26 protein-coding genes and 2 pseudogenes are annotated in these 20,923 nt (G+C 36.5%); 10 read left to right on the plus strand and 18 right to left on the minus strand.

Features of this window, described 5'->3' with window-relative positions; all coding sequences use genetic code 11:
- Together HFP47_RS10135 and HFP47_RS10140 are read left to right on the plus strand one after the other, a co-directional pair.
- Positions 1–942, plus strand: a 942-nt coding sequence (locus HFP47_RS10135) for a ClC family H(+)/Cl(-) exchange transporter (RefSeq protein WP_179876412.1), incomplete at its 5' end; no start/stop codon positions are given.
- A 566-nt stretch (positions 943–1,508) separates the two neighbouring features.
- The gene (locus HFP47_RS10140) at positions 1,509–2,471 is read left to right on the plus strand and encodes a cation:proton antiporter (RefSeq protein WP_010277818.1); all 963 of its coding nucleotides are present in this window, start codon (positions 1,509–1,511) and stop codon (positions 2,469–2,471) included.
- Between the two features lie 80 nt (positions 2,472–2,551).
- Here the strand turns inward: HFP47_RS10140 and HFP47_RS10145 are convergent, their stop codons facing one another.
- Positions 2,552–2,758: a VIT1/CCC1 transporter family protein gene (locus tag HFP47_RS10145; protein ID WP_223824714.1), complete on the minus strand. Its 207-nt coding sequence runs from the start codon at positions 2,756–2,758 to the stop codon at positions 2,552–2,554.
- A gap of 72 nt (positions 2,759–2,830) precedes the next feature.
- Between HFP47_RS10145 and HFP47_RS10150 the strand changes: the two genes are divergently transcribed.
- Genes HFP47_RS10150 through HFP47_RS10805 form a run of 3 tightly spaced genes read left to right on the plus strand, consistent with a single transcriptional unit; the run spans position 2,831 to position 3,921 of the window.
- A complete protein-coding gene (locus HFP47_RS10150) occupies positions 2,831–3,073 on the plus strand; it encodes a transposase (protein WP_011666812.1) in 243 nt (80 codons plus the stop codon).
- 45 nt (positions 3,074–3,118) lie between these two features.
- Entirely contained in the window at positions 3,119–3,742 is a 624-nt protein-coding gene (locus tag HFP47_RS10155; protein ID WP_160148021.1) for a DDE-type integrase/transposase/recombinase, read from the plus strand.
- 44 nt (positions 3,743–3,786) lie between these two features.
- Entirely contained in the window at positions 3,787–3,921 is a 135-nt protein-coding gene (locus HFP47_RS10805; protein ID WP_223824565.1) for an IS3 family transposase, read from the plus strand.
- Positions 3,922–3,929: 8 nt separating this feature from the next.
- Here the strand turns inward: HFP47_RS10805 and HFP47_RS10165 are convergent.
- A pseudogene (locus HFP47_RS10165) lies at positions 3,930–4,245 on the minus strand (plasmid recombination protein); the annotation flags it as partial.
- Positions 4,246–5,374: 1,129 nt separating this feature from the next.
- On the opposite strand from HFP47_RS10165, the gene HFP47_RS10170 reads away from it, so the two are divergent.
- The 3 genes from HFP47_RS10170 to HFP47_RS10180 all read left to right on the plus strand — a co-directional run bounded on the left by HFP47_RS10170 (position 5,375) and on the right by HFP47_RS10180 (position 8,786).
- On the plus strand, positions 5,375–5,659 hold the full coding sequence (locus HFP47_RS10170) for a hypothetical protein (protein ID WP_002816252.1): 285 nt from the start codon (positions 5,375–5,377) through the stop codon (positions 5,657–5,659).
- Between the two features lie 541 nt (positions 5,660–6,200).
- The gene (locus tag HFP47_RS10175; RefSeq protein ID WP_150280097.1) at positions 6,201–7,733 is read left to right on the plus strand and encodes a multicopper oxidase family protein; all 1,533 of its coding nucleotides are present in this window, start codon (positions 6,201–6,203) and stop codon (positions 7,731–7,733) included.
- Between the two features lie 567 nt (positions 7,734–8,300).
- Positions 8,301–8,786 carry a VIT1/CCC1 transporter family protein gene (locus HFP47_RS10180; RefSeq protein WP_115231425.1) on the plus strand — a complete coding sequence of 162 codons (486 nt, stop codon included), beginning with the start codon at positions 8,301–8,303 and terminating at the stop codon, positions 8,784–8,786.
- Between the two features lie 810 nt (positions 8,787–9,596).
- Here the strand turns inward: HFP47_RS10180 and HFP47_RS10185 are convergent.
- The 16 genes and pseudogenes from HFP47_RS10185 to HFP47_RS10255 all read right to left on the minus strand — a co-directional run bounded on the left by HFP47_RS10185 (position 9,597) and on the right by HFP47_RS10255 (position 20,129).
- On the minus strand, positions 9,597–10,184 hold the full coding sequence (locus tag HFP47_RS10185) for a site-specific integrase (RefSeq protein WP_006844813.1): 588 nt from the start codon (positions 10,182–10,184) through the stop codon (positions 9,597–9,599).
- A 177-nt stretch (positions 10,185–10,361) separates the two neighbouring features.
- Positions 10,362–11,117, minus strand: a complete 756-nt coding sequence (gene fetB / locus HFP47_RS10190; RefSeq protein WP_006844814.1) for an iron export ABC transporter permease subunit FetB — start codon at positions 11,115–11,117, stop codon at positions 10,362–10,364.
- The gene (locus HFP47_RS10195; RefSeq protein ID WP_042253113.1) at positions 11,114–11,764 is read right to left on the minus strand and encodes an ATP-binding cassette domain-containing protein; all 651 of its coding nucleotides are present in this window, start codon (positions 11,762–11,764) and stop codon (positions 11,114–11,116) included. The genes fetB and HFP47_RS10195 overlap by 4 nt, the downstream gene beginning before the upstream one ends.
- Positions 11,761–11,988 carry a hypothetical protein gene (locus HFP47_RS10200; protein ID WP_115231427.1) on the minus strand — a complete coding sequence of 76 codons (228 nt, stop codon included), beginning with the start codon at positions 11,986–11,988 and terminating at the stop codon, positions 11,761–11,763. The genes HFP47_RS10195 and HFP47_RS10200 overlap by 4 nt, the downstream gene beginning before the upstream one ends.
- A gap of 133 nt (positions 11,989–12,121) precedes the next feature.
- The gene (locus tag HFP47_RS10205) at positions 12,122–13,453 is read right to left on the minus strand and encodes an NAD(P)/FAD-dependent oxidoreductase (RefSeq protein WP_004909438.1); all 1,332 of its coding nucleotides are present in this window, start codon (positions 13,451–13,453) and stop codon (positions 12,122–12,124) included.
- A gap of 17 nt (positions 13,454–13,470) precedes the next feature.
- Complete coding sequence (locus HFP47_RS10810; RefSeq protein WP_004909440.1) at positions 13,471–13,599, minus strand: hypothetical protein; 129 nt, start codon at positions 13,597–13,599, stop codon at positions 13,471–13,473.
- 12 nt (positions 13,600–13,611) lie between these two features.
- Complete coding sequence (locus tag HFP47_RS10210) at positions 13,612–14,259, minus strand: DsbA family oxidoreductase (RefSeq protein WP_111303647.1); 648 nt, start codon at positions 14,257–14,259, stop codon at positions 13,612–13,614.
- Between the two features lie 18 nt (positions 14,260–14,277).
- Complete coding sequence (gene trxB / locus HFP47_RS10215) at positions 14,278–15,222, minus strand: thioredoxin-disulfide reductase (RefSeq protein ID WP_004909445.1); 945 nt, start codon at positions 15,220–15,222, stop codon at positions 14,278–14,280.
- A gap of 90 nt (positions 15,223–15,312) precedes the next feature.
- Positions 15,313–15,441: pseudogene (locus tag HFP47_RS10220) on the minus strand (aspartate racemase); the annotation flags it as partial.
- Positions 15,441–15,764 carry a thioredoxin family protein gene (locus tag HFP47_RS10225; RefSeq protein WP_004909449.1) on the minus strand — a complete coding sequence of 108 codons (324 nt, stop codon included), beginning with the start codon at positions 15,762–15,764 and terminating at the stop codon, positions 15,441–15,443. The pseudogene HFP47_RS10220 and the gene HFP47_RS10225, both read right to left, overlap by 1 nt.
- A gap of 20 nt (positions 15,765–15,784) precedes the next feature.
- Complete coding sequence (trxA, locus tag HFP47_RS10230) at positions 15,785–16,099, minus strand: thioredoxin (RefSeq protein ID WP_111303645.1); 315 nt, start codon at positions 16,097–16,099, stop codon at positions 15,785–15,787.
- Positions 16,100–16,112: 13 nt separating this feature from the next.
- Positions 16,113–16,394 carry a thioredoxin family protein gene (locus tag HFP47_RS10235; RefSeq protein ID WP_107722159.1) on the minus strand — a complete coding sequence of 94 codons (282 nt, stop codon included), beginning with the start codon at positions 16,392–16,394 and terminating at the stop codon, positions 16,113–16,115.
- A 125-nt stretch (positions 16,395–16,519) separates the two neighbouring features.
- Positions 16,520–17,164: a metalloregulator ArsR/SmtB family transcription factor gene (locus HFP47_RS10240; protein WP_004909452.1), complete on the minus strand. Its 645-nt coding sequence runs from the start codon at positions 17,162–17,164 to the stop codon at positions 16,520–16,522.
- A gap of 265 nt (positions 17,165–17,429) precedes the next feature.
- Positions 17,430–17,846, minus strand: a complete 417-nt coding sequence (arsC, locus tag HFP47_RS10245; protein ID WP_010276791.1) for an arsenate reductase (thioredoxin) — start codon at positions 17,844–17,846, stop codon at positions 17,430–17,432.
- Between the two features lie 451 nt (positions 17,847–18,297).
- A complete protein-coding gene (locus tag HFP47_RS10250; RefSeq protein WP_111303641.1) occupies positions 18,298–19,404 on the minus strand; it encodes a DUF3800 domain-containing protein in 1,107 nt (368 codons plus the stop codon).
- 53 nt (positions 19,405–19,457) lie between these two features.
- Positions 19,458–20,129 carry a hypothetical protein gene (locus HFP47_RS10255; protein WP_010276797.1) on the minus strand — a complete coding sequence of 224 codons (672 nt, stop codon included), beginning with the start codon at positions 20,127–20,129 and terminating at the stop codon, positions 19,458–19,460.
- 133 nt (positions 20,130–20,262) lie between these two features.
- On the opposite strand from HFP47_RS10255, the gene HFP47_RS10815 reads away from it, so the two are divergent.
- Positions 20,263–20,424 carry a hypothetical protein gene (locus tag HFP47_RS10815; RefSeq protein WP_257229766.1) on the plus strand — a complete coding sequence of 54 codons (162 nt, stop codon included), beginning with the start codon at positions 20,263–20,265 and terminating at the stop codon, positions 20,422–20,424.
- Between the two features lie 359 nt (positions 20,425–20,783).
- On the plus strand, positions 20,784–20,888 hold the full coding sequence (locus HFP47_RS10265) for a putative holin-like toxin (protein ID WP_242512493.1): 105 nt from the start codon (positions 20,784–20,786) through the stop codon (positions 20,886–20,888).
- Positions 20,889–20,923: the final 35 nt, after the last annotated feature.

Here is a 20,923-nt window from a genome sequence, read left to right on the forward strand (position 1 = left end):
GCAAGCGTTTCGGATTTTGTCTCTACGGTTTTGTTTGGCCAAACACCAGTTTTATCTATTGGACACTTAAGCGTTTTCCCGGTACAGTTATATGGTTTATTGTTGGTATTTGGTATTATATTAGGCTTATTTGGCTTTTTATATCAAAAATTTTTACTATTCAGCTTAAATTGTTACAGTAAAATTAGGGTTCCTAAATATTTATACGGTATCGTGCCGTTTATCTTGGTGATACCGATTGGAATTTTATGGCCAAATCTTTTAGGTGGGGGAAATAATTTAATTTTATCACTGAAAGAAGCACCTATGACAATGAAAATGATCATCGTAATTTTGTTAGTTCGATTTGTTTTCTCAATGATTAGTTACGGTTCCGGTCTGCCAGGGGGAATATTTTTACCTATTTTGACTCTAGGTGCACTAAGTGGCGCATTGATGGCTCATATATTTGTCTATTTACATCTCATGAGTGCAAATTATGCTTTAAACTTTATTGTGATCGGTATGGCAGGTTATTTCGCATGTATTGGTAAAGCACCATTTACTGCAATTATTCTTATCTTTGAGATGGTTGGGAGTGTGACCCACATTTTACCTTTAGCACTTGTAAGTTTAGTAGCCTACTTAGTAGTTGATCTATTAAATGGTGCACCAATATATGAATCTTTATTAGAACGTTTGTTGAAAAGAAAACCAGCGCATCTAGCGATGTCCTCCATGATAACTATGGAAGTCACTGTTCTTGCTGGTGGTATGCTAGAAGATCAACAAATAAGAGACTTACAACTGGAATCAAATAGTTTGATTACACTGGTCAGAAGATCTGAAAATGTACTGATTCCCAAAGGAGACTTAGTATTACGTGCTGGTGATATTATTTATATTAGAATGAACCAAAAAGATGCAAAAATTACTAGAAATCAACTATCACTTAACAACTAAATAAATTTCAAAAACACGATTTTAGAGTTTTTGCGTCGAAAAGATAAATTCGTTATCAATTAAATTACAATTACAGAAATAATTACCAGGAGATTCTTTTTTACAAATAATTGGAACCAGCTTTAGTTTCAAATTCAATTGAGATAACATCACTTTATCGTAATTTAGAGTGTTTTGATTGAGTGAGCACATCGTAATAGTGAAATTATATTCAACATAATTGTATCAAAATAAAAATTTGCCTAAGAAGAGATGGAGTATGATGATATAAAAATTAGTTTTGTACTAACCATCAGCTTTTTTTGGTGTAAGTTCTTTGTTTAAACAATTTCTATATATTCCTTTTTTGCTAATAAAAAATCATATTTTTTTAATTAGAGACAGAAAATGTCTTTTTAAAAATTATATCGTAGGATCAGGACAATAATATATAGCGAAATTTGATTTGAATAATAAAACTATGGTATATTTAACTTAATTTAATTTAAACGGTTGGGCGCAAGCTTCAAGAATTGTTAGTCGGGGAACTAGCATTTTTTGGAGCTTTTTAAATATTAGGAGAAATAATGGAATATCTATTAATCATGTTCTTAGTCATAGTTACTATTTTTCTGGGAAAGGTAGGCACCTGGTTTGGTTTTTCTGAAGTTGTTGGGCAACTATTTTCAGGTATCATTTTAGGATCCAGCATATTTAATATAGTACAGTCAAGTAATTTAATCCACTTGATAGCTGAGATAGGTATTTTTTTACTGATGTTAAATTCGGGACTAGAGTCGGATTTAAAGGAAATGAAAAGATACATTAAAGCATCGTCACTCATTGCAGTTATGGGGGTACTACTACCCTTAATTACTTTCCCGATTGCATTTTTATTGCTTGGATATAATATACAGACTTCCATATTTGCCGGTGTTGTGTTCTCTGCAACTTCAATCTCTATAACGTTAGCTGTACTATCGGAACAAAAAAAATTAGCCACTGCAATAGGAGCAATCATACTTTCGGCGGCTGTAATAGATGACATAATTGCTTTGTTTGCGGTGACTTTATTTTCTGTTTTAGTAGGTGGAGGTGCACTGGGGATAAACAGTATTTTACCATTACTCGCTTTTGCGTTAGGTATACTACTCAGGAAGTATAATTTTTCTGATAAAATTGGTGTTATCAGTACGAAAATGGGTAATTCTTTCTTTTACCCTGTATTTTTCGGGTCCATCGGTCTTGAAATCGTAATCCAGGGACTGGGAGATAAGATAACAGCTATTATAATTTTTAGTATTTTAGCTATTGTCACAAAATTTGTTGGCTCGTTATGGGGAGCAAAAATTTCTGGTCTAGATACCAGAGTTTCAAGTGCAATTGGGGCAGGCATGATTTCTAGAGGTGAGATGGCCCTTGTGATTATTCAAATAGGTATATCATCACATATTATTGATGATTATACTTCAGCGGAGTTTATTGTTGCTGTCATCGTTTCAACAATAGTAGCTCCGATAATCATGAAACCACTGTTCAAAAAGATTTGATATTACAATTATAAAAGTTGCTATATTAGCAGATGGCTGATTGGTTTCTGTCAGGTTATGCGTTATAAAATTTCATTTTGCTACTTAAATAGGGTTCCAAGCCAATAAGTGAAGGCCATTGTGAGCACTCCTGTGAATATGTTGCGCAAAATAGCTGGAATTATTGGTGCTCGTCCCGCCCAAGCGCTTAGCCAACCAGTTAAAAAAAGTGCCCAAAGCGTTGCCAAAATTGTTCCTATAACTTTCAGATTGTCGGGTAGTAATATCACGGATAGTAATGGCCAGATACCACTGCTCTTATACTAAAAAAATGGACTATTTTTATTCAGTCCGTAAAATGAAAGTATAGGAGTATTTTTATGTCAATTCGTTATTCACAAGATTTCAAAGATTCATTGGTTAAACTTCACCAAGAAGGCCGTTCACTTAAATCATTAGCAGAAGAATTTGGTCCGTCGAAAGATTCTATTGCTATTTGGCTTAAACAAGCTACCCCAATCATGATCAAGGGTCAGTCAAAGACTTTAAAAGACGTCAAGCAACTAGAGAAGCGCCTCGCTATTTTGGAGGAAGAAAACGAAATTTTATCACACATAGCCTGACAGGCATTGAGCGGCCATCTTACTAGCCAAAAAATAGTCCGTAATGTGGGATTGCCGCTCGTTAACCAATTTTTAGCACAAGGCTACGCGCTTGTGCGTATTTTAAGTGCACTTAAAATCAAACCTAGTACCTATTACAACTGGCGCCATTGGCAGCCCAGTCGACAAGAAAAGCGTAGAGAATCTCTAAAACCTTATATTTTAGACGTTTGGAAAACCTTTAAATTTTATGGTTATCGCCGTATTGCTGCTTATAGTCAACAAACCGACGGTCCGAAAGTATCTGGGTATATGACACTCAAATTGATGCGTGAATTAGGGATTAAATCCCGCATGCAAAAACGTTATCGCAAGCCAAAAACTGTGGTGACTGTTGATCAAAAGCCCAATTTGATTAGACACTTGCATGATTTGAGCGGTGTTTGGCAAACAGATATCACTTATATTCAGTTGACTAATCACAGATGGGTCTATTTAGCGACCGTTTTGGATCCTGAGAAGAGAAAAGTATTGGGCTATAAAATTGGCGATACAATGACAGCCGAGCTAGCCACAAGTGCCTTACAGATGGCTTTAGATAAGCATCGAAAGCCATTAATTATTCATTCAGATATGGGGTCACATACACGAGTGCTGAATTTAATATTAAATGTCAAAATTATGGCTTGAAACATTCATATTCACTCAAAGGACATCCATACGATAATGGCCGTATGGAAGCATTTCATTCAATATTGAAACGTGAAGAGGTGTATTTGAAGGCATACGAAACATTAACGCAAGTCCAAGCAGCCATTGGTTGGTATATCAATTTTTATAATCGCAATCGTATCTCAAATGTTGCCTAAGTAACTGAATAAAAATAGTCCAATTTATTGACTTCTGAGCAAAAAAAGGCGCTCTGTTGCTCGTAGGGCGCTTCTGCAAGTTCTTCAGGTAAAAGTAACAATCCAAGTGGCTAACGCCTTCACATCGTCTCTTTTCATGCAATAAACGTCATTTAAACGCGCATTGAAACGTGACAGCATATCTGAACCATCCGCCATGAGCTCTTGATTCAGATAGGTTTTCGACACATCAATTTCTTTGTTAGTGTGATGGTCAGTTTTACGTTCAAAATGGACTGCTAAACCAGGGACTGCGCCACGCGTATTTTTCTTTAAATGCGCCATCAAAAATGCCTCCTCGAAAAAGGTTTTCCAAGACCAGTATAACACCGTTAAAAATCTGGTATAGCCTGTTATACCAAAATTCTATTTTGGACAGGCTCTGCGAGGCGCGTCATCGACAAGCGATGCCAGTAGCGTTTCCCCTTCCTGCTGGGGAAACTGCTATTTTACAGCGCCACTTATCCGGCTTGTAAAACCTCCGGCGGGTCACGCCGTGACAGGGCAATTTATCATTGCATGATCACCTTCAGTGGGAGCATGTCATGCAGAACGCTACCCGCGCGGGGCAAGCTGATGTCAGCTTAACCACATTAAAATAATCGGTAAACGTAAGTGTATAATAACAAAAAAATTGTAGTGGACTATCGCAATTAATAGGTGTTATACAATAAAAGCAAACAAAAAGGCACCCTTAAGGTGCCCACATTATTTTAACGATCATTAAGATCATCAAAATAATGTTTGATTGCGAACGTCACAACAGCAACACAGATTGCGTTGAACAATTGTGTGAGTTCTTGGAAGAAATATATCATGGAGTTTCACCTCCTTGCCGTCGCGTATAGTAGGAAACAACAGCTTTTTAAGTATATCATGTTTTGAAATGATACTAATACAATGCTATAATATAGACAGGAAGAAATACATGGAGATTAACCTCTCTAGTAAAAAGGGCTAGTGCGTAGGAACACCAGCTCTTTTTGTTTGTCTTTTTTTGAAGCAAGTTTCCTTTCAGGGCAAGACAGTGTATAATTATAAACAATAATTGCCATGAAACAGCTCTGCTGTTTCAAAGGCTTGGGCCAGTACGCTGGGCAAGCCTGGTGGCCCACTTTAAAATACAGTGACGCTGATAGTATGATGGCTAGACTGTTATTTTTGACAATTAAAGGCGCTTCAAAAAATTTCTTTAACCCCCAAATCACTAATAGGGGGGTTAAATTTACAAAAAAGCCAACAGGCAAACAACCCTCATGCTTACGGGGAGTAGGGTTACAGCGAAAAAATATTCGTGTAAAAATCGCTGTAATAATGAAAATATGATGATAAAAATCGCCTGTAAGATGGCATTTTTTATTATATAAATCATTTTTAGGTTGCTATCAAGCTATTTACGATTAAGGAGGATTATATGACATACAATGCGATTAAAGGACGCTTTACACGCGTTGCGCCCGATAAATCGATAGTATACGGTGATAAGCAGTACACCTTTGCCTTAACACCAGAACAAAGTGAACAGATTGACCAGGCTGTTTATGCGGTTGTCCTGGCCAAAAATTACAAAACGACCTCGTTCTCAATTGATGAGAAGTTAACGTTGTCTGACGAAGAAGTCGCCCAACACAAATTGGTGGTCCGTTTACGCCTCCGCAAAAAGCACAAACAGCCGTCTCATAAACCGCTCACGGACTAAAATTTCACAAATCCTAAAAGCCTTGCTACCAGCATTGTGAGAGCTAGACCAATTATTTTTAGCTCAATTCACAAGAACAGATCACAGAAAAAGCGCCAAACCCTATTTATTTCAGGTTTGGCGCTTTTTAGTTTAGATAAGCTACATTATGTTAATTCGTTAAATTAATAATACCCATATGGACTATATTGGTGTCCAGGTTTAGGTTGCGTCTTGCCATTCAATTGATCTAGAACCTTTTGAGGGTCGGCTGGATGGTATACATGTCCAATTGCCCCTAAAACGTCGCCAATCCAATGTCATCCGCTAATTTTGTTGCGCTCTAAATTAGATAACTTTTTATAGTTACTTAAATAGCTTTTCATAATATCGACTATGAGCGTAACATGATTAAATAGTTAAAATAATTACACTCTTCAGAATGCTAATATTATTCATAATTACTAAAAAGTGCTAGAATTTGAGATGAAGAGTGATCATTCATATCCTGTAATTTCAATTTTCAGTAAGTACACTGCTAAAAATATAGAGGAAAATTAAAATGGAACAGTCCAATAAAAAATATTTCTTTGATGAGCCGGCTTTTGATCTACATGATGGCGGATATGTACCTCTCATAGTAAATAATGCCCCGGAAATGCCTTTAAATATACCACCTATTTTAAAAGCAGATAGAGAGTCTAAAAATGATATCTACTATACCGTCACTGCAAAATCAGGGAAATCGCAAATATTGCCAGGGGAAAAGACACAGACATGGGGTTATAATGCTAATTTTTTAGGTAAGACTATTATATTTCACCGCGGTCAAAAAAATCATATCACTTTGAAGAATGACCTGCCAGAATTAACTACTTTTCATTGGCATGGAGCTGATGTTAGTGGCCCTTATGTTGATGGGGGTTGTCACGCGCCTGTTTACCCAGGGGAAATCAAACATATTAATTTTACGTTGAATCAGCCCGCTGCGACATTATGGTTGCATGCTCACCCATGTCCATCCACAGCAGAACAGGTGTGGCAAGGATTAGCTACAATGGTTATTGTTCAAGATGAGCATGAATCTCAATTATCAATACCAAGAAATTATGGAGTAGATGATATTCCAATTATTTTACAAGATAGACATTTTCACAAAGATAATCAGTTTGATTATCGTGCCGATTATGATCCTGATGGTGTTGCAGGTCCCACGGCTGTTATCAATGGAACAGTCAACCCATACTTCGATGTCACAACACAAAAAATAAGGTTACGTTTTCTAAATGGTGCTAACCGTCGGGAATGGCGTTTGCATTTTTCCGATGATTTGCCATTTGATCAGATTGCGGGGGATTGTTCTCTATTACCCAAGCCAATCAAGCTGACAGGTTTAATGTTGGGCTGTGCTGAACGTGCAGAAGTCATTATTGATTTTAGCCAATATCATGAAGATGATGAGGTAACCTTATATACTGATCAAGTGCCACTATTAAAGTTCCGCATTCACAATTTCGCAAAAGATACTACAAAAATTCCCGATCATTTAATTAATTTAAAGAAACCGTCAGTTGAAACGTCATTACCCATTCGACATGTCGTCATGCAAGGAATGGATGAAAGTGTTGCCATAGATGACAAGAAATTTGCTATGGAACGCATTGATGCCGAGCAAATAGTTGGAGAGTATCAGTATTGGGATGTCACGAATAGTAACGAAAAACCGGGAATGGTTCACCCATTTCACATACACGGCACTCGCTTTTTAGTAATAACACGTAATGGAAAAGATCCATATCCAAATGAGAACGGTTTCAAAGACACCATTGGAGTTAACCCAGGAGAAACTGTTCGAATACTAGTTAAGTTTGATTTACCTGGTATATATATGTATCATTGCCATATTTTAGAACATGAAGATGGTGGTATGATGGCACAAATAGAGATAGTAGATCCAAAAAAGCCGCATCAGAAGTATCAGTTAATGGATATGAATACTTTAATGAACGCGTTAGCTGAGGAGCGTGGTATTGAGTTATCTAATCTTTGGATGGCAGGTATGGAGTCGTACGAAAAAATGGGAATGAAAATGTAAGATTTTGCTAGAATACTTCCGATGAAAAATGGTTGATCAATCATATTCGATGTTAAACTATTGGTATGTTAAGATTAAGGGAACAACATATTTAAAAACAAAACATCACTTTAACTACACTACAGTTTGCCGTTTGTTAAAAATCGGTGGACGTGTGTCACTAAGCACGCCCGCAAGGTGATTTTGACGTTAGATAGCCGCATCCAAGAACAATTCGATGGTCTGTTCTGGCGAGCTTGGGAACGACTAAATGCTTTGTGGCAATAAAACAACGAAGTAGATTTTCAAAAAAATAGCAAAATCTGGCTGGCTTTAGTGTTCCTATTTTTCTCAAAAAACGCTCAATCGAAAAAACACCTTGAAACTGTGCCAAGGTACTGGCAGTTTCAAGGTGTTTTATCGTATTTTACTGATTTAGCTGTGGTTAAAAATTTAGTGCATGAATAATCCGGGTTTTATTTGTTTCGTTTTTGAAACATTTTTAATCCGATGTGAAATTACCGATAATTGGTCACTTTTTTCTTATATATTGGTTTTATCACCACTGAGAGAAACTGGAGAAAATAAATGAAAAAACACGTTTCAGCCATCGTCTACGGTGGCTTAGATGGCATTATCACGACGTTCGCAGTCGTTGCTGGATCGGTCGGTGGTAACGTTTCAAACATCGTTATCATCATTTTGGGATTCTCAAACTTATTAGCCGATGGCTTTTCAATGGGGGCCGGTGCCTACCTGTCAGCAACATCGGATAACAATCAATCAAAAAGTAAAGCATTGGCAGCTGGTATCGCGACATTCATTTCGTTTAACGTCTTCGGTTTAATTCCACTAGGTGCCTACTTAATTACAAATGCGTTCATTCACGACAAAGCCATCGCCTTTCCAATCGCCTTTGTCATCGTCGGTGTCTCTTTGGCGTTGCTAGGCTGGGTGAAGGCCAACCTGTCAGAGCAGAAAGTAAGAACAGAAATTCTACGCACACTTTCTATCGGGTACGTCGCTGCAATTGTTGCTTATGGCGTTGGTATCTTACTGAATTATTATTTGTAGACAAAAAAACACCTTGAATATTCAAGACGTTTTTCTTTTTAGATATTTAGTTATATGGTAATCAGTTATAGATTATTTAAGTCAAACAATCCTCGACGCTTAGCTTCTTCTTTAGCTGCGTCCATTAAATCAGCAGAGTATAGCGCATCAGGGTGCTTGCCTGTCGATTCGTTAGAAATAATCCGGGTAAAATTTTAAATTATATTTTTAGAACACCTTTAATTGAGTCGACCTGTAATAGCTAACCATGTATACAAAGAAACGATATGTTATATTACGTCATCGAAAATGGTGTCCTTAGGGAGTTACTTTTAGTGGTTACCAACACGCCTGCTGACAAAAAACACTTTTTTGTAAAGAAAACCCCAAACAGGTGAGTAAATCTGTTCGGGGATATCTAGAAAAACGCTCTATGGTCGAGAAAAGTGAGATGGTGTAGAACTTAATACCCGGATTATTCATCAAGACAAACAAAAACCCGCTGAAACAGCAAGTTAATACCGTTTCAGCGGGTTTTGCGCTTTCACCCGTTGGGTGAAAACCATAGGATCTCTTTGTTATGATATTTTGTTAGTGAAAAACAAACCAAATACTCAAAAATTGGAGCGTCTAAAATTATGACTCAAAAAGTATTACCTAGCAACCCTTTAGTTGCAGTTTCAGACAATGGGGCACCAATTACCTCGGATGGTGGCAACGTGTAATGATGTTGTCTAATTGTGCCTTAGTAATCCTAGTCATTAAAAATACCTCCATAGTGGCGTCAAAATGAACAAATACGGGCTAATTCAGGGAGATTAGTTGGCGTTATTACCCAAAATCAATTTGATCTAACATTGTTTCGCGACTTGCTTGATCTAACCCCAGATAAGTAAGCGTCATAGCCTCACTCGAATGATTCAATAAGTGCATGACTAAACCAATATTGTAGTTTGATTGCGTATAAACGCGATAGGCGCCTGTTTTACGCATGGTATGTGTGCCCAGATAGTTGATGCCTAAGAGATCACCAACGCGTGCCATCACCTTATAAAACTGCTTCTCAGTGATATGACGGTCTGGATGGGCCGTTGAGGGAAATAACCAGTCTGAATTGATATTCTGTTGGACTAGCCAATCATGATATTGCAACAAGTCTTGTTGCACGGGCTTTAAATATAGTGTATTTGCTTTACCGGTCTTTTTATCATGAATAAAGGCCGTGTGTTTAACAGAGCCATCTGGATTATAGACATCGGATTTCTTTAACGTCATCACATCACTCACCCGCAGCAGGGTGGCTTTGCCAACTTGAAAGATGGTGTAGTTACGGCGACCTGCCCGAAAACTATCTAGTAAGGTGTCTTGCACCATTTTTAAGACGTTAGAGTCTTTGATTGGGAGTACGATTTGTTGCATATCTATTTAACCTCAATAATAGAACAGTCCTTGCCTATAATTGGTTCACTTTTGTCAATGAATGACCAATTATTTTTATCGTAGTGGTAGATTGTAAAATTAATCCGAACGCTGTTCGGACAAAAAAGATCAGTTTCCATCATAAAGGACTCCCCGCGGGACTGCAATCAGGAGTCATTACTTCAACTGTTTTTGTTCATTATAGAAATTACGGTAAGCTAAATAGCACGCAATGATTGACCCCAAACTAGTCGCTGATAAGAGCATGAACGTGACCATAATTTGATACCTAATGGCCCGTACTGGATCGACCCCTGCAAAGATCAAACCGGACATCATCCCTGGCAGACTGACTAGACCCACAGTCTTTGCCGAATCAATGGTTGGTGACATACCCGTACGAATCGCCTCACGCACGATGGCAATCGAAGCATCAAGTAGACCAGCCCCTAACGCCAAACGTTCAAGCACAGCTTGCCGCTGGTCATGAAACTGACTATTGAGGCTGCGATAAGCCAGCCCAATTGCGACCATTGAATTCGACGCAATCATACCAGAAATGGGAATCATTTGCGATGGCACAAACTTAATTGCACCAGATAGCACGAGGACGCCGAGTGTTACCCCCGTACTAACAAAAATGGCTAATAACGAAATGGCTAATGCATGGTCAATCCCCGGCCCCCGTTTTTTCGCATTCCAAGCCGCATTGAAGATAATGAAGCCTATCATCGCCAGCGTTAGCCACAAATTGTTGACTCGGAAAATATACTTTAGCAAGTAACCCACGATAAATAGTTGTACAACAGCCCGCACGACACCAATGACGATGTCCCTATCTAAGCCAAGTTTCTGCCACAAACTAATTCCTAACGCGACGAGCACTAACATTGCCGCCAAAAATAGCGACGTATTATTAACTGCTAAATTCATGCGTGTACCTCCAATCTGCCAGCAACCACTTTCGCTAACTGATCTGCCGCAGCAATCTCTGTCGCGTCATGAGTAATCATGATCGTTGTCACGTGATTCTGCTCATTTAACTGTCGTAACCAGGCGTGCACGATTTGCTTATTATTTTCATCCAAACCAGCTGTCACCTCATCTAATAACAACACTTTTGGTAAGAATAAGATGTTGCGAATCAGCGCGACCCGCTGCCGTTCACCACCGGAAAGCTCGATAATCGGCTGATGCAGGGTTCGTTCGGACAGCCCAACATTATTTAACGCCGTTACCACTCGTTGCGTATCCATGACTTGCTTACGAATTTGGTACGGGAAAGCTAAGTTATCTGCCACCGTCTCACCAAATAACGTCGGTTGTTGGAAACAATATGAGACTTGCCGCCGATACATGATTGGGTCATAACTTTCAATCGGCTGCCCATCAAAAATCAAGGTCCCACTTGTTTTAGAAATCATGGCCGCAATGATCCGTAATAACGTACTTTTCCCACCACCGGATGGTCCCGTCAATGTAATATGAGCCCCAGCTGGAATCTGCCAATCAACATCATGTAAAATATGTTGATCAGCGATTTGATAATTAACTTTTTCTAAACTAATCAATGAATTCATATGCCCACCCCCGATCGCACAATGATCGGCGCCGACAACAGCCGGATGAAAAAGTGCTCAGAAGTCAATAATGTTTGATGTATTAATACACGAACCTGTGTAGCCATTGGCAAAGCCATATGAATCATACCTGAGTCAAAGTGTTCCGTATAACTACGGAGGAGTTCTAATTGAACTTTTAATTTATCATTATTTTCCTTGATTGATCGTTTTTGTCTAGACATACGTTTTCTCCTATCTAGGGAGTATTATATCATTTTATAAAAAAACAACCCCCGGTATCTACTAGTCAGATAATGAGGGTTGTTTTAATAGTCTTTTTGAGGGGTCATTAATCACAAATAGACCCTCTTGTTGTTAAATTAATGTTCTAATTTTATATGCTAAACCAGGGAAAGCCATTAGCATCTTTTCTTTCCAAACCTCTGGATCAACATCAATTGCCATAACAGGAATTAGTGAATTGATATCATCTACTGCTGTTTGGCTAATTTCAGCAGCGCCCACGAGATGATTTTGCTTGTCAAAGACTAATGATAATCGTGCGTGATCATCTGTTCCAGCATAAAGAAAGTCACCTTGAGTAATATCAATATCTTTAATTGAATAATTACTGTCTTCCTTTGCTTTATCAATACTAATTCCAGCTTGAGCGAGTTGGGGGAATGTGAACGTAACGGTTCCAATTACTGGGTACCTAAGAGGTTCAGTTGTTTTATTAGTAAGTAAGGCACTTAAGTAGTCTGCTTCAAACTGTGCCGTAGAGGTTAATGCTGGTGCGGTTTTATCAACAATATCGCCCATTGCGTAAATGTTATTTGCTGATGTGGTCAAATATTTATCAACTTTAATTCCGCGGTTGCTGTACTCTACACCAGCATTATCAAGTTTCAATGCATTAATTTCAGGAACTCTACCACTGGCATTAATAACTTTATCAAAAGTGCCAAGGTTGCCGTTAGCTGATTGAACCTCATAGCCAGTTTGTGCTTCGGTAACAGCTGTAACATTTGTGTTAAATATAAAATTAATACCAAGTGAGTTTTTCATTTCATCAACTAACTGATGAACGTGTTGGCTGTAAAATCCCTCTAGTGGTTGGCCAGATCGGACAATAACTGTTACTTTAACCCCGGCAGCAGACAACAATGTAGCAAATTCCATACCAACGTAACCACTTCCGATAATTGCGACGTTCTTTGGAGTATCTTCGAGTTCAAAAAGGTTAGTACTAGTAAGTAGGTACTCGTGGCCAGGAATGTTAAGAGGATGCGGCTTTTTTCCGGTTGCGATTACAAAATTATCAGCAGTGATTTTTTTATTATTAACTTCAATGGTATGTTGATCAACAAATGATGCTTCACCCTTGATGGTAGTCGCACCCAGGCCTTCATACATACTTTGCATATTATTTAGGAATGACGCCATAGCCTTATTCTTTTGCTGAATAAGTTCTTTCCAGTCAAGCTTAGCTGGTTGAGTAATTCCCTTACCTTGCAAACGCATTGAAGTTAAGGTTGCTCGTGCTGCTCCTTCTAAGAAAATCTTGGGTTCGCAGCCTTCGTTAGGGCAAATTCCGCCAAACCGATTCTTTTCAACAACCGCGATTTTCTTTCCGCTATTCTGCATTCCCAATAGGAAACGATAAACTGATGGCCCACTGCCAATAACAACGTAGTCAAACTTCATTTATAGCTTTCCTCCATTTATTTTGTTTTCTTCTTATCCTCAGTTTGCTTTTGATGTTCAGCGATATTACAACCGTCTGGCCCACATACAGCAGCATCATTATTATCGCCAAATATTGTATTAAATTGTGGCTTATCTTCGGTCATCGTAAATTCCTCCTAATTTTCTTCTGCTTGAACTCCCTTTAAGGCTTTAACAAAGACTTCATATGGTTGAGCACCACTAATTGCATACTTATTATTGATTACAAAAAAAGGTGCAGCATGAATACCGGATTGTTGAGCCTCTGCCTCGTCATTGACCACAGCTTGATGATATTGGTTAGAATTAAGCACTTTTTCTACTTCGTCTTTAGCAAGCCCAGCTTCCATTGCCGCATTTAATAGCACATCATGGTCAGAAATCGATTGACCATCACTAAAGTAAACTTGGTAGAAGCGTCTAATTACTCGTTCAGTCAAATCAGGATCATTTGTAGCTTCTGCGAATTTAATAATCCGGTGCGCATCCATAGTATTTGTAGGTACTACACTGTCAAGATCCATTGGTAGACCATCGTTATGCGCCATTTGTTCGATGTAAGCCATTTGCTTTTTGGCCTGTGGCTCCATTGCCTTATTTCCCTGAGTGAAGTGATTAATGTATCCTTCATCGGTTTCCTTTGGTGTTGCAGGGTTAAGCTCGAATGATTTGAACTCTAATTCAGTTGTGTCATAAATACCAATTTCCTTCATTGCTCGTTTCATTCGGTTAGAACCGATATAACAAAAGGGGCAAGCAATGTCTGACCAATATTTGATTTCCATAAAGTAATTTTCCTCTCTTTAATCTTTAACCGTTTGCCGATGCTTTATGGCTTCGAAATATTCAAAGGCGTTTTGCCCAGCAATACCACCATCGCCAACCGCAGTTGTAATTTGCCGCAGTTGCTTTTGCCGGACATCACCAATTGCATAGATTCCAGGAATTGTTGTTTCCATTTGATCGTTAGTTATAATCCAACCAGCTTGATCGGTAATATTTAAATTATTGAAAATTTGGCTGTTTGGAAAGTTACCGACATAAACGAAAACTCCATCAGTGTCTAGAGTTGTATCATCACCGACCTGATTGTTATGAATTTTTACTCCAGTAACATGATTTTCATCACCTAAAATCTCTGTCACACTAGTATTCCAAGTGAAATCTATCTTATCGTTATCAAAAGCACGATTTTGTAATACCTTTTGTGCCCGTAACTGATCGCGACGATGAATGACATTAACTCCATCAGTGACATTAGCTAAGTACAATCCTTCAGAAATTGCTGAATCACCACCGCCAACTACAGTCACGTTCTTTCCTTTAAAGAAAGAACCATCACATACTGCACAGTAAGAAACCCCTTTTCCGGAGAAATTTTCTTCACCTGGTACACCTAATTTTCGATTATTAGATCCTGTTGCAATAATTACTGCGCTTGCTACTAACTCGTCACTATCGGTTTGAATATGCTTCATTTGTTGATCATCAACGGTAACGTTTTGGACATCACCGTATACAAAATTCACTCCGGCCTTAACGGTTCCTTGATACATTTTCTCACCAAGTTCAGGCCCCTTAATTGTTGTAAAACCAGGGTAGTTTTCAATGTCATCGGTGTTGTTCATTTGTCCACCATAAATACCGCGATCAAGCATTGCTACATTTAAATTAGCTCGTGCTGCATATAAGGCAGCGGTCATTCCACCAGGACCGGCCCCAATCACTACTACATCATATTTCCTCATTAAATTTCACTCCAATCTACTTATTAGTCGTCACGTAACGCTAATCCCTTATCCAATGAACGATTAACAATGACTTCTTGTGCATCAATAATGGTTACCCACTATATAATCTAAATAGTCTTGGTCTTTATGGGTTTCAGTTTTCTTATTAAGGAGTCGGACATAACTTTCAGTTGCTAACGTCCCCATACCGCCAAGGATAGTAAAAAACTTCTTCATTAGTTAATAGTGTTGGTAATGAAATTTTCGACTTCTTCTTTAGTCTTCCGATCTTTATTGACAAGTCTTCCGATTTCTTGCCCATCTCTAAAAATAACGAAGCTTGGAATACCAAAGATATTTAGTTCTTGAGCCAATTCGGTATTCTCATCACGATCGACACTGATGAAAGTGTAATCTTTGAATTCTTGTTCAATCTCTGGTAGATGAGGCTTGATAAAGCTACAATCAGGGCACCAAGAAGCCATAAAAACTAAAATATATTTTCCATTCTTCAGTTTTTTATCAAATTCTTTTTTATTCATTACTGATAGTTGTTCCATTCAGCTTCTCCCCTCTTAACCTAATTAGTATATTGAGCAAGAACGGTTTTAAGTTGATCCTTACTGTGGAGGCCAACCAGCTTATCAACTACTTGGCCATCTTTTTTGATAATTAAGGTTGGAATAGACATAATTCCAAATGCTATTGGTGTTTTTTGATTTGCATCTACGTCCATTTTAGTAATTTTGACTTTATCGCCAATTTCTTTATCAAGTTGTTCAATAATCGGTCCTTGCATTCGACATGGAGGACACCAAGTAGCCCAAAAATCAGTTAATGTAACACCGGTACTAGTTTCTTTCACAAAGTCTTTGTCAGTTAAGTTCTTAACCATAAGAGTCGCTCCTTTATAGGTAATATTTAATTAAAGTTGTTAATTGTGATTGATCAATAAAACGGGTAATTTTTTCAACGATTTTTCCATCACGCAGCAAAATAGTACTGGGTGCGGAATAAACATTGTATTTTTTTGCTAGTTCTGGGTGAGCATCTGAATTCACTACCCGAACGTTTAAATATGAATTAAAGTCATGGCTAATCTTATTTATTATTGGTCGCTGCGTATAACACTGGGCGCACCAATTATTCTCAAAATTAATTAAGGTTAGCGTTTTACCAATAGTAGACAAGTTATGTCACCGCCTTTCAATTATTCAATTGTTTGATTGAATAGTTTAATAATATCACATACTTTTTGTAAGTCAATATAAAAGCACGATTTAATCAATAAATGACTAAATCGTGCTTAAACTGTTTATTCTGTTATTTTATTCCAATCATAGTAACTTGAATTTAAACTAACTGCGTCAAAACCATTTCTATTTAAGATCTGTGTGGCAATGTTGGAATTAGCACATAGTCTTCCACGGCAATAAACAATAATTTTTTGATCTTTAGGTAATTTGGGCATTGATTCTTTTAATGTTTCCAATGGGACATTAATTGCCGATTGTATGTGGCCTGCTGCATATTCATCAGAAGGTCGTACATCAAGGACAAAGCTATTTTTGTATTCTTCTTGAGCTTGCTTTAAGGAAATGGTTTTAACGTTATCTTGAGCGTCTGATTTATCCTGAATTGTTTTCATATCTGAAAGTTCACTGTTGCCAATATCGGTTAATAGGTGCACAAAATCACTAATTTTGGGAGAACTAAGGCTATAAATAATATGATTGCCTTTTCGTTTTGTTTTAACCAGATGACTGTCCTTCAATATTTGTAGATGGCGTGAGGCGTTAGCTACACTTATTCCGACCCCGTTGGCAATAGTTTCAACTGATTTGGGTGCTTGAGTTAAAAGATCAAGAATTTCTAATCGTCGATCACTGCTTAGCCCCTTACCAATTTTAGATAGTTCTTTATATAGTCCATTTTTGTAGTTAACTGCTTGTTCAAACATTTTCTTTCCACCTTTTCAACTATTGTGTTGAATAGTTTACCAGTTTTCCTATGAAATTGAAATTCAATATTATTAGTTAATAAATTAATGGGCCTTGTCTTTTTAGATTTAGGAGTCATCCTATAAATTATAGCCCCTAAATTAAGGAATGTTTTAGTGACTACCTAGGATCATAGTTAACTCATAGCAAAACTCCTGGTATTTTACTTAGAAGTCAATAAATTAATTGGACTGTTTTGCTGCGGCACTATATGGCGTTTTTTTATTAATGAACGTAGTTATTCAAACTTGTAACTAATTTTTTAATTTCGTCACGAACCTTACGGAATTCTTGTAGTTGTTCTTCTAAAGTTCCTGTGGCTTGCGCTGGGTCAGATAAAGGCCAGTGTAAACTCTTGGTTTGAGGGGGAAGCATAGGACATTTATCCTTGGCATCACCACATAAAGTAATAACTAAATCTGAAGTGTTCAAATAATTTAGATCAATTAATTTAGAGTAGTGGCTACTAATATCTACTCCATCTTCAGCCATAACTTTAACAGCATTTAGATTTAACCCATGAGTTTCAATCCCTGCACTCTCGATTTGAAACTCATTTGCCGGCAATATTTTTTTTGCATATCCTTCAGCCATTTGACTGCGACAAGAATTTCCTGTACATAAAAAATAAATTTTTTTCATTCTAAACCACCTATAATTTTAATTTGTATAACAACATGATACACCATAAACTTAAATGCAATGCTTCCATCAACATAGGTGTATAAGTATCAAGGTCTTCTATGTACTTTGTGGCGCTTTAAAGTGCCATTATTATAATTATAGACCCTGAATTAAGGAATGTTTTAGTGACCACCTAGGATCATAGTTAACTCATAGCAAAACTCCTGGTATTTTACTTAGAAGTCAATAAATTAATTGGACTGCTTTATGGTGGTAAGTTATGACTTATTTTAACACCTTTAATTATAAGGCACAAAAAAAAAGCGACACAATTGTTAAGATATGTCACCTTTTAATGCACATTATCTTGTATCGCAAATTAAATTTAATATAATTTCTTACCGTCCTTAAGTTGATATGTTCTGGATCTTTTATAGTCAGTAATAATCGAGTATCTGAATTATTCTAGTTAAAATTTATAAGTTAAGAAATCGGAAACTTTATTTTCAAACGTATTACTCCCAGAACCAATTTTGAAACCCTGACTTTCAGATAGTGAATTGTTCATAACTTGTTGTAATTTTCGAATGTTTGTTTCTTGATTGCTAGATAAACTGTTTAAAATATCTGAAATTTTCGATTCCGAATTTTTTTCAAGGAAACTCATCCAATGTCTTAAAATGCCAACTGTTAAATCAGATAATTGTAATAATCGAGAATGTTTAGAATCATCAAAAATATAGTCTACTAGTTTGTCATTTACATAAATAGGGTTATTCGCTAAAAATGGCTCAATATTATATTCATGATCAAATTTGTGATGAGAATTTGGAAAAGAATAAATACTCTGTGCGTATAGATCAGAGTAGTTATCTATCAATTCACCCTCGACATTATTTTCTAAAAGAGGAAGTTTGGACCTAATTGCTGATTTTAAGATCTGTCGTAAATACTCTAAACAAAAATCATCTCCGTATGGGGTAATTTCATTTATCTTTTCTATAATTTTATTTATTAGTAATTTAGGGTTGTTAACATTTGGATAGCCTAATAAAACGAAAAGGTTTGTAAAATATTCTTTATCAGTTTTCATAATTTGATACAAACAATCTTTTAGGTCACGATTAAATTCTATGCCGAGAAGCATTGAATTGGGTAAAGAGTCAACAATGTCAACAATAGAGAAATAAAAATTATCTACATAATTATAGTGGATAAAAACATTGTCATTTTCATAAAGCCAATTCAAAAAAACTTTTACTCTTTTTTTATCCATTAACTCAATAAAATTATTGGCACCATTCTTGATATGCTTAAACTTTATTTCTTGAGCATTTGCTTGCATACCAAATTTTGAGAAGAGGCTATCAACACCTTCAACAATGTCATGCGAGTCGGTTTTTATGCCAATTCCTCCAAGTATGAAATAGGCATGTTCGTCAGCATTAAAACCTTTATCGTCTACTTTAAAAGATCTAAAGTTATTTGTTTCATCATAATACAGATGAAACTGGTTATCTGTTCCGGTAACTTTCAATTCGTTTTGAACATGTTTGTAGAATTCAGTGTAATCCATCTATTAATGCTATCCCTTTTTTTAAATATTAGTTGTATTTTACCCTTAACTTGTTAGTTATTGTACTTTAATTTAGCTTGTAGCACTTTATTACAATCGTCAATATTTAGATCCTGACCAATAGGGTCATCAAAAATAATTTTAACAGCAAACATTCTTGTTTTACCAGTAACCGTTTCATAAACAAAATATACATAAAATGCTTTCTTATTAGTAAACTTTGTAAGTGCCTTAATATTACTGTATAGCTTATTTTTTATTGAATTTAAAAAATTTTTTTTATTGATTATAATTTCTCTCATTTCATGGCTCTTAACAGCAAAAAAATCAGATTGTTTTATTTCTTCGTTATTCTGAATATTTACCATTTGATGAAAAGGGAATAAAAGCTGTTTATTATGTCCAAATTTTTTATTTTTCAAATTCCATTTAATTACTTTTTTCCGTAGTAAGTTTGGCTTTTTTGCAGTGACTATTATTCCATTAAATCGTGAAGTTTCTGTTACTAAACTGTCGTTGTAAACAGTAATAACTGTATTACATGGGTGGGTTACTGATGAATAATCAAATCTTTGTCGTAATTTATTATGATTATTCCTAGCCAAACCTATGATGGCTATAAAAAAAGATAACCAGCTAACAGGTATATTAATTAATCCCCATGATACTATCCCTGATGTAAACTTGTAAATTTGGTATATGGATTCACTTAGTATTTTAAGCATAACAAAATTTTCCTTTTAGTCTATATTTTTGAACTACATATATAATATAACAAAAGTTTAAAATCGAGCCGCTTGCATAAGGGAACTAACGTTCGTATAATTGAGGAATAAAAAATTTGAAATGAGAAATGAAATGGATCAAGATTTTAGCGCTTTAATCAATAATTACTTTCAGTATGATTATAGAGATAGGGGCATTAAAAAGTGGCGTGGCTTCTTTTTAAGCGACCATACTTCTGCATTAAGGAAAATGGATCAGGAAAATGTATATAGTGAAAAAAGTTACCCAAAATGACTACGGATAAAATATTTCATAATGCAATGCACGCATTAGCAAATTATTATACTGTGACTATTCAATTAGATGAAACTAACTTCAATCATGAAACCAAAAAAAAATATATCTGGGTTCATTGAAAACATGTCGGATAATTATATTTATATTGAAAATAGAAAACTAGCCGTTCAGGATATTAGAGCATTAATCATCAATAGGTAAATCACGCTTTATCCTGTATAATAGTTCAAGTAGAGAAGTTAAGGCGGTGGCTATTTCCTTAAGGGGGTGGTGCTTATGGTGTAAAAACTATAAACTCACATTCTAGGAAAGGAGTAGCCCAAGTGTCCGTATCGGACGCTTTACAGCTTATGCTAATGTTTGGTACTTTCATAGTTACCTTACTAGCATTAGTTGTTGAGTTGATTAAAAACCAACAAAAAAATAACCGCCTTAGCTCTGCCAAGCTAGCGGTTATTTAATCGTTTTAAGTTTGCCACCGTCTTATACGGCTCTA

Source organism: Leuconostoc sp. DB-1 (assembly GCF_013414845.1).
GTDB classification, from domain to species: Bacteria; Bacillota; Bacilli; order Lactobacillales; family Lactobacillaceae; genus Leuconostoc; species Leuconostoc mesenteroides.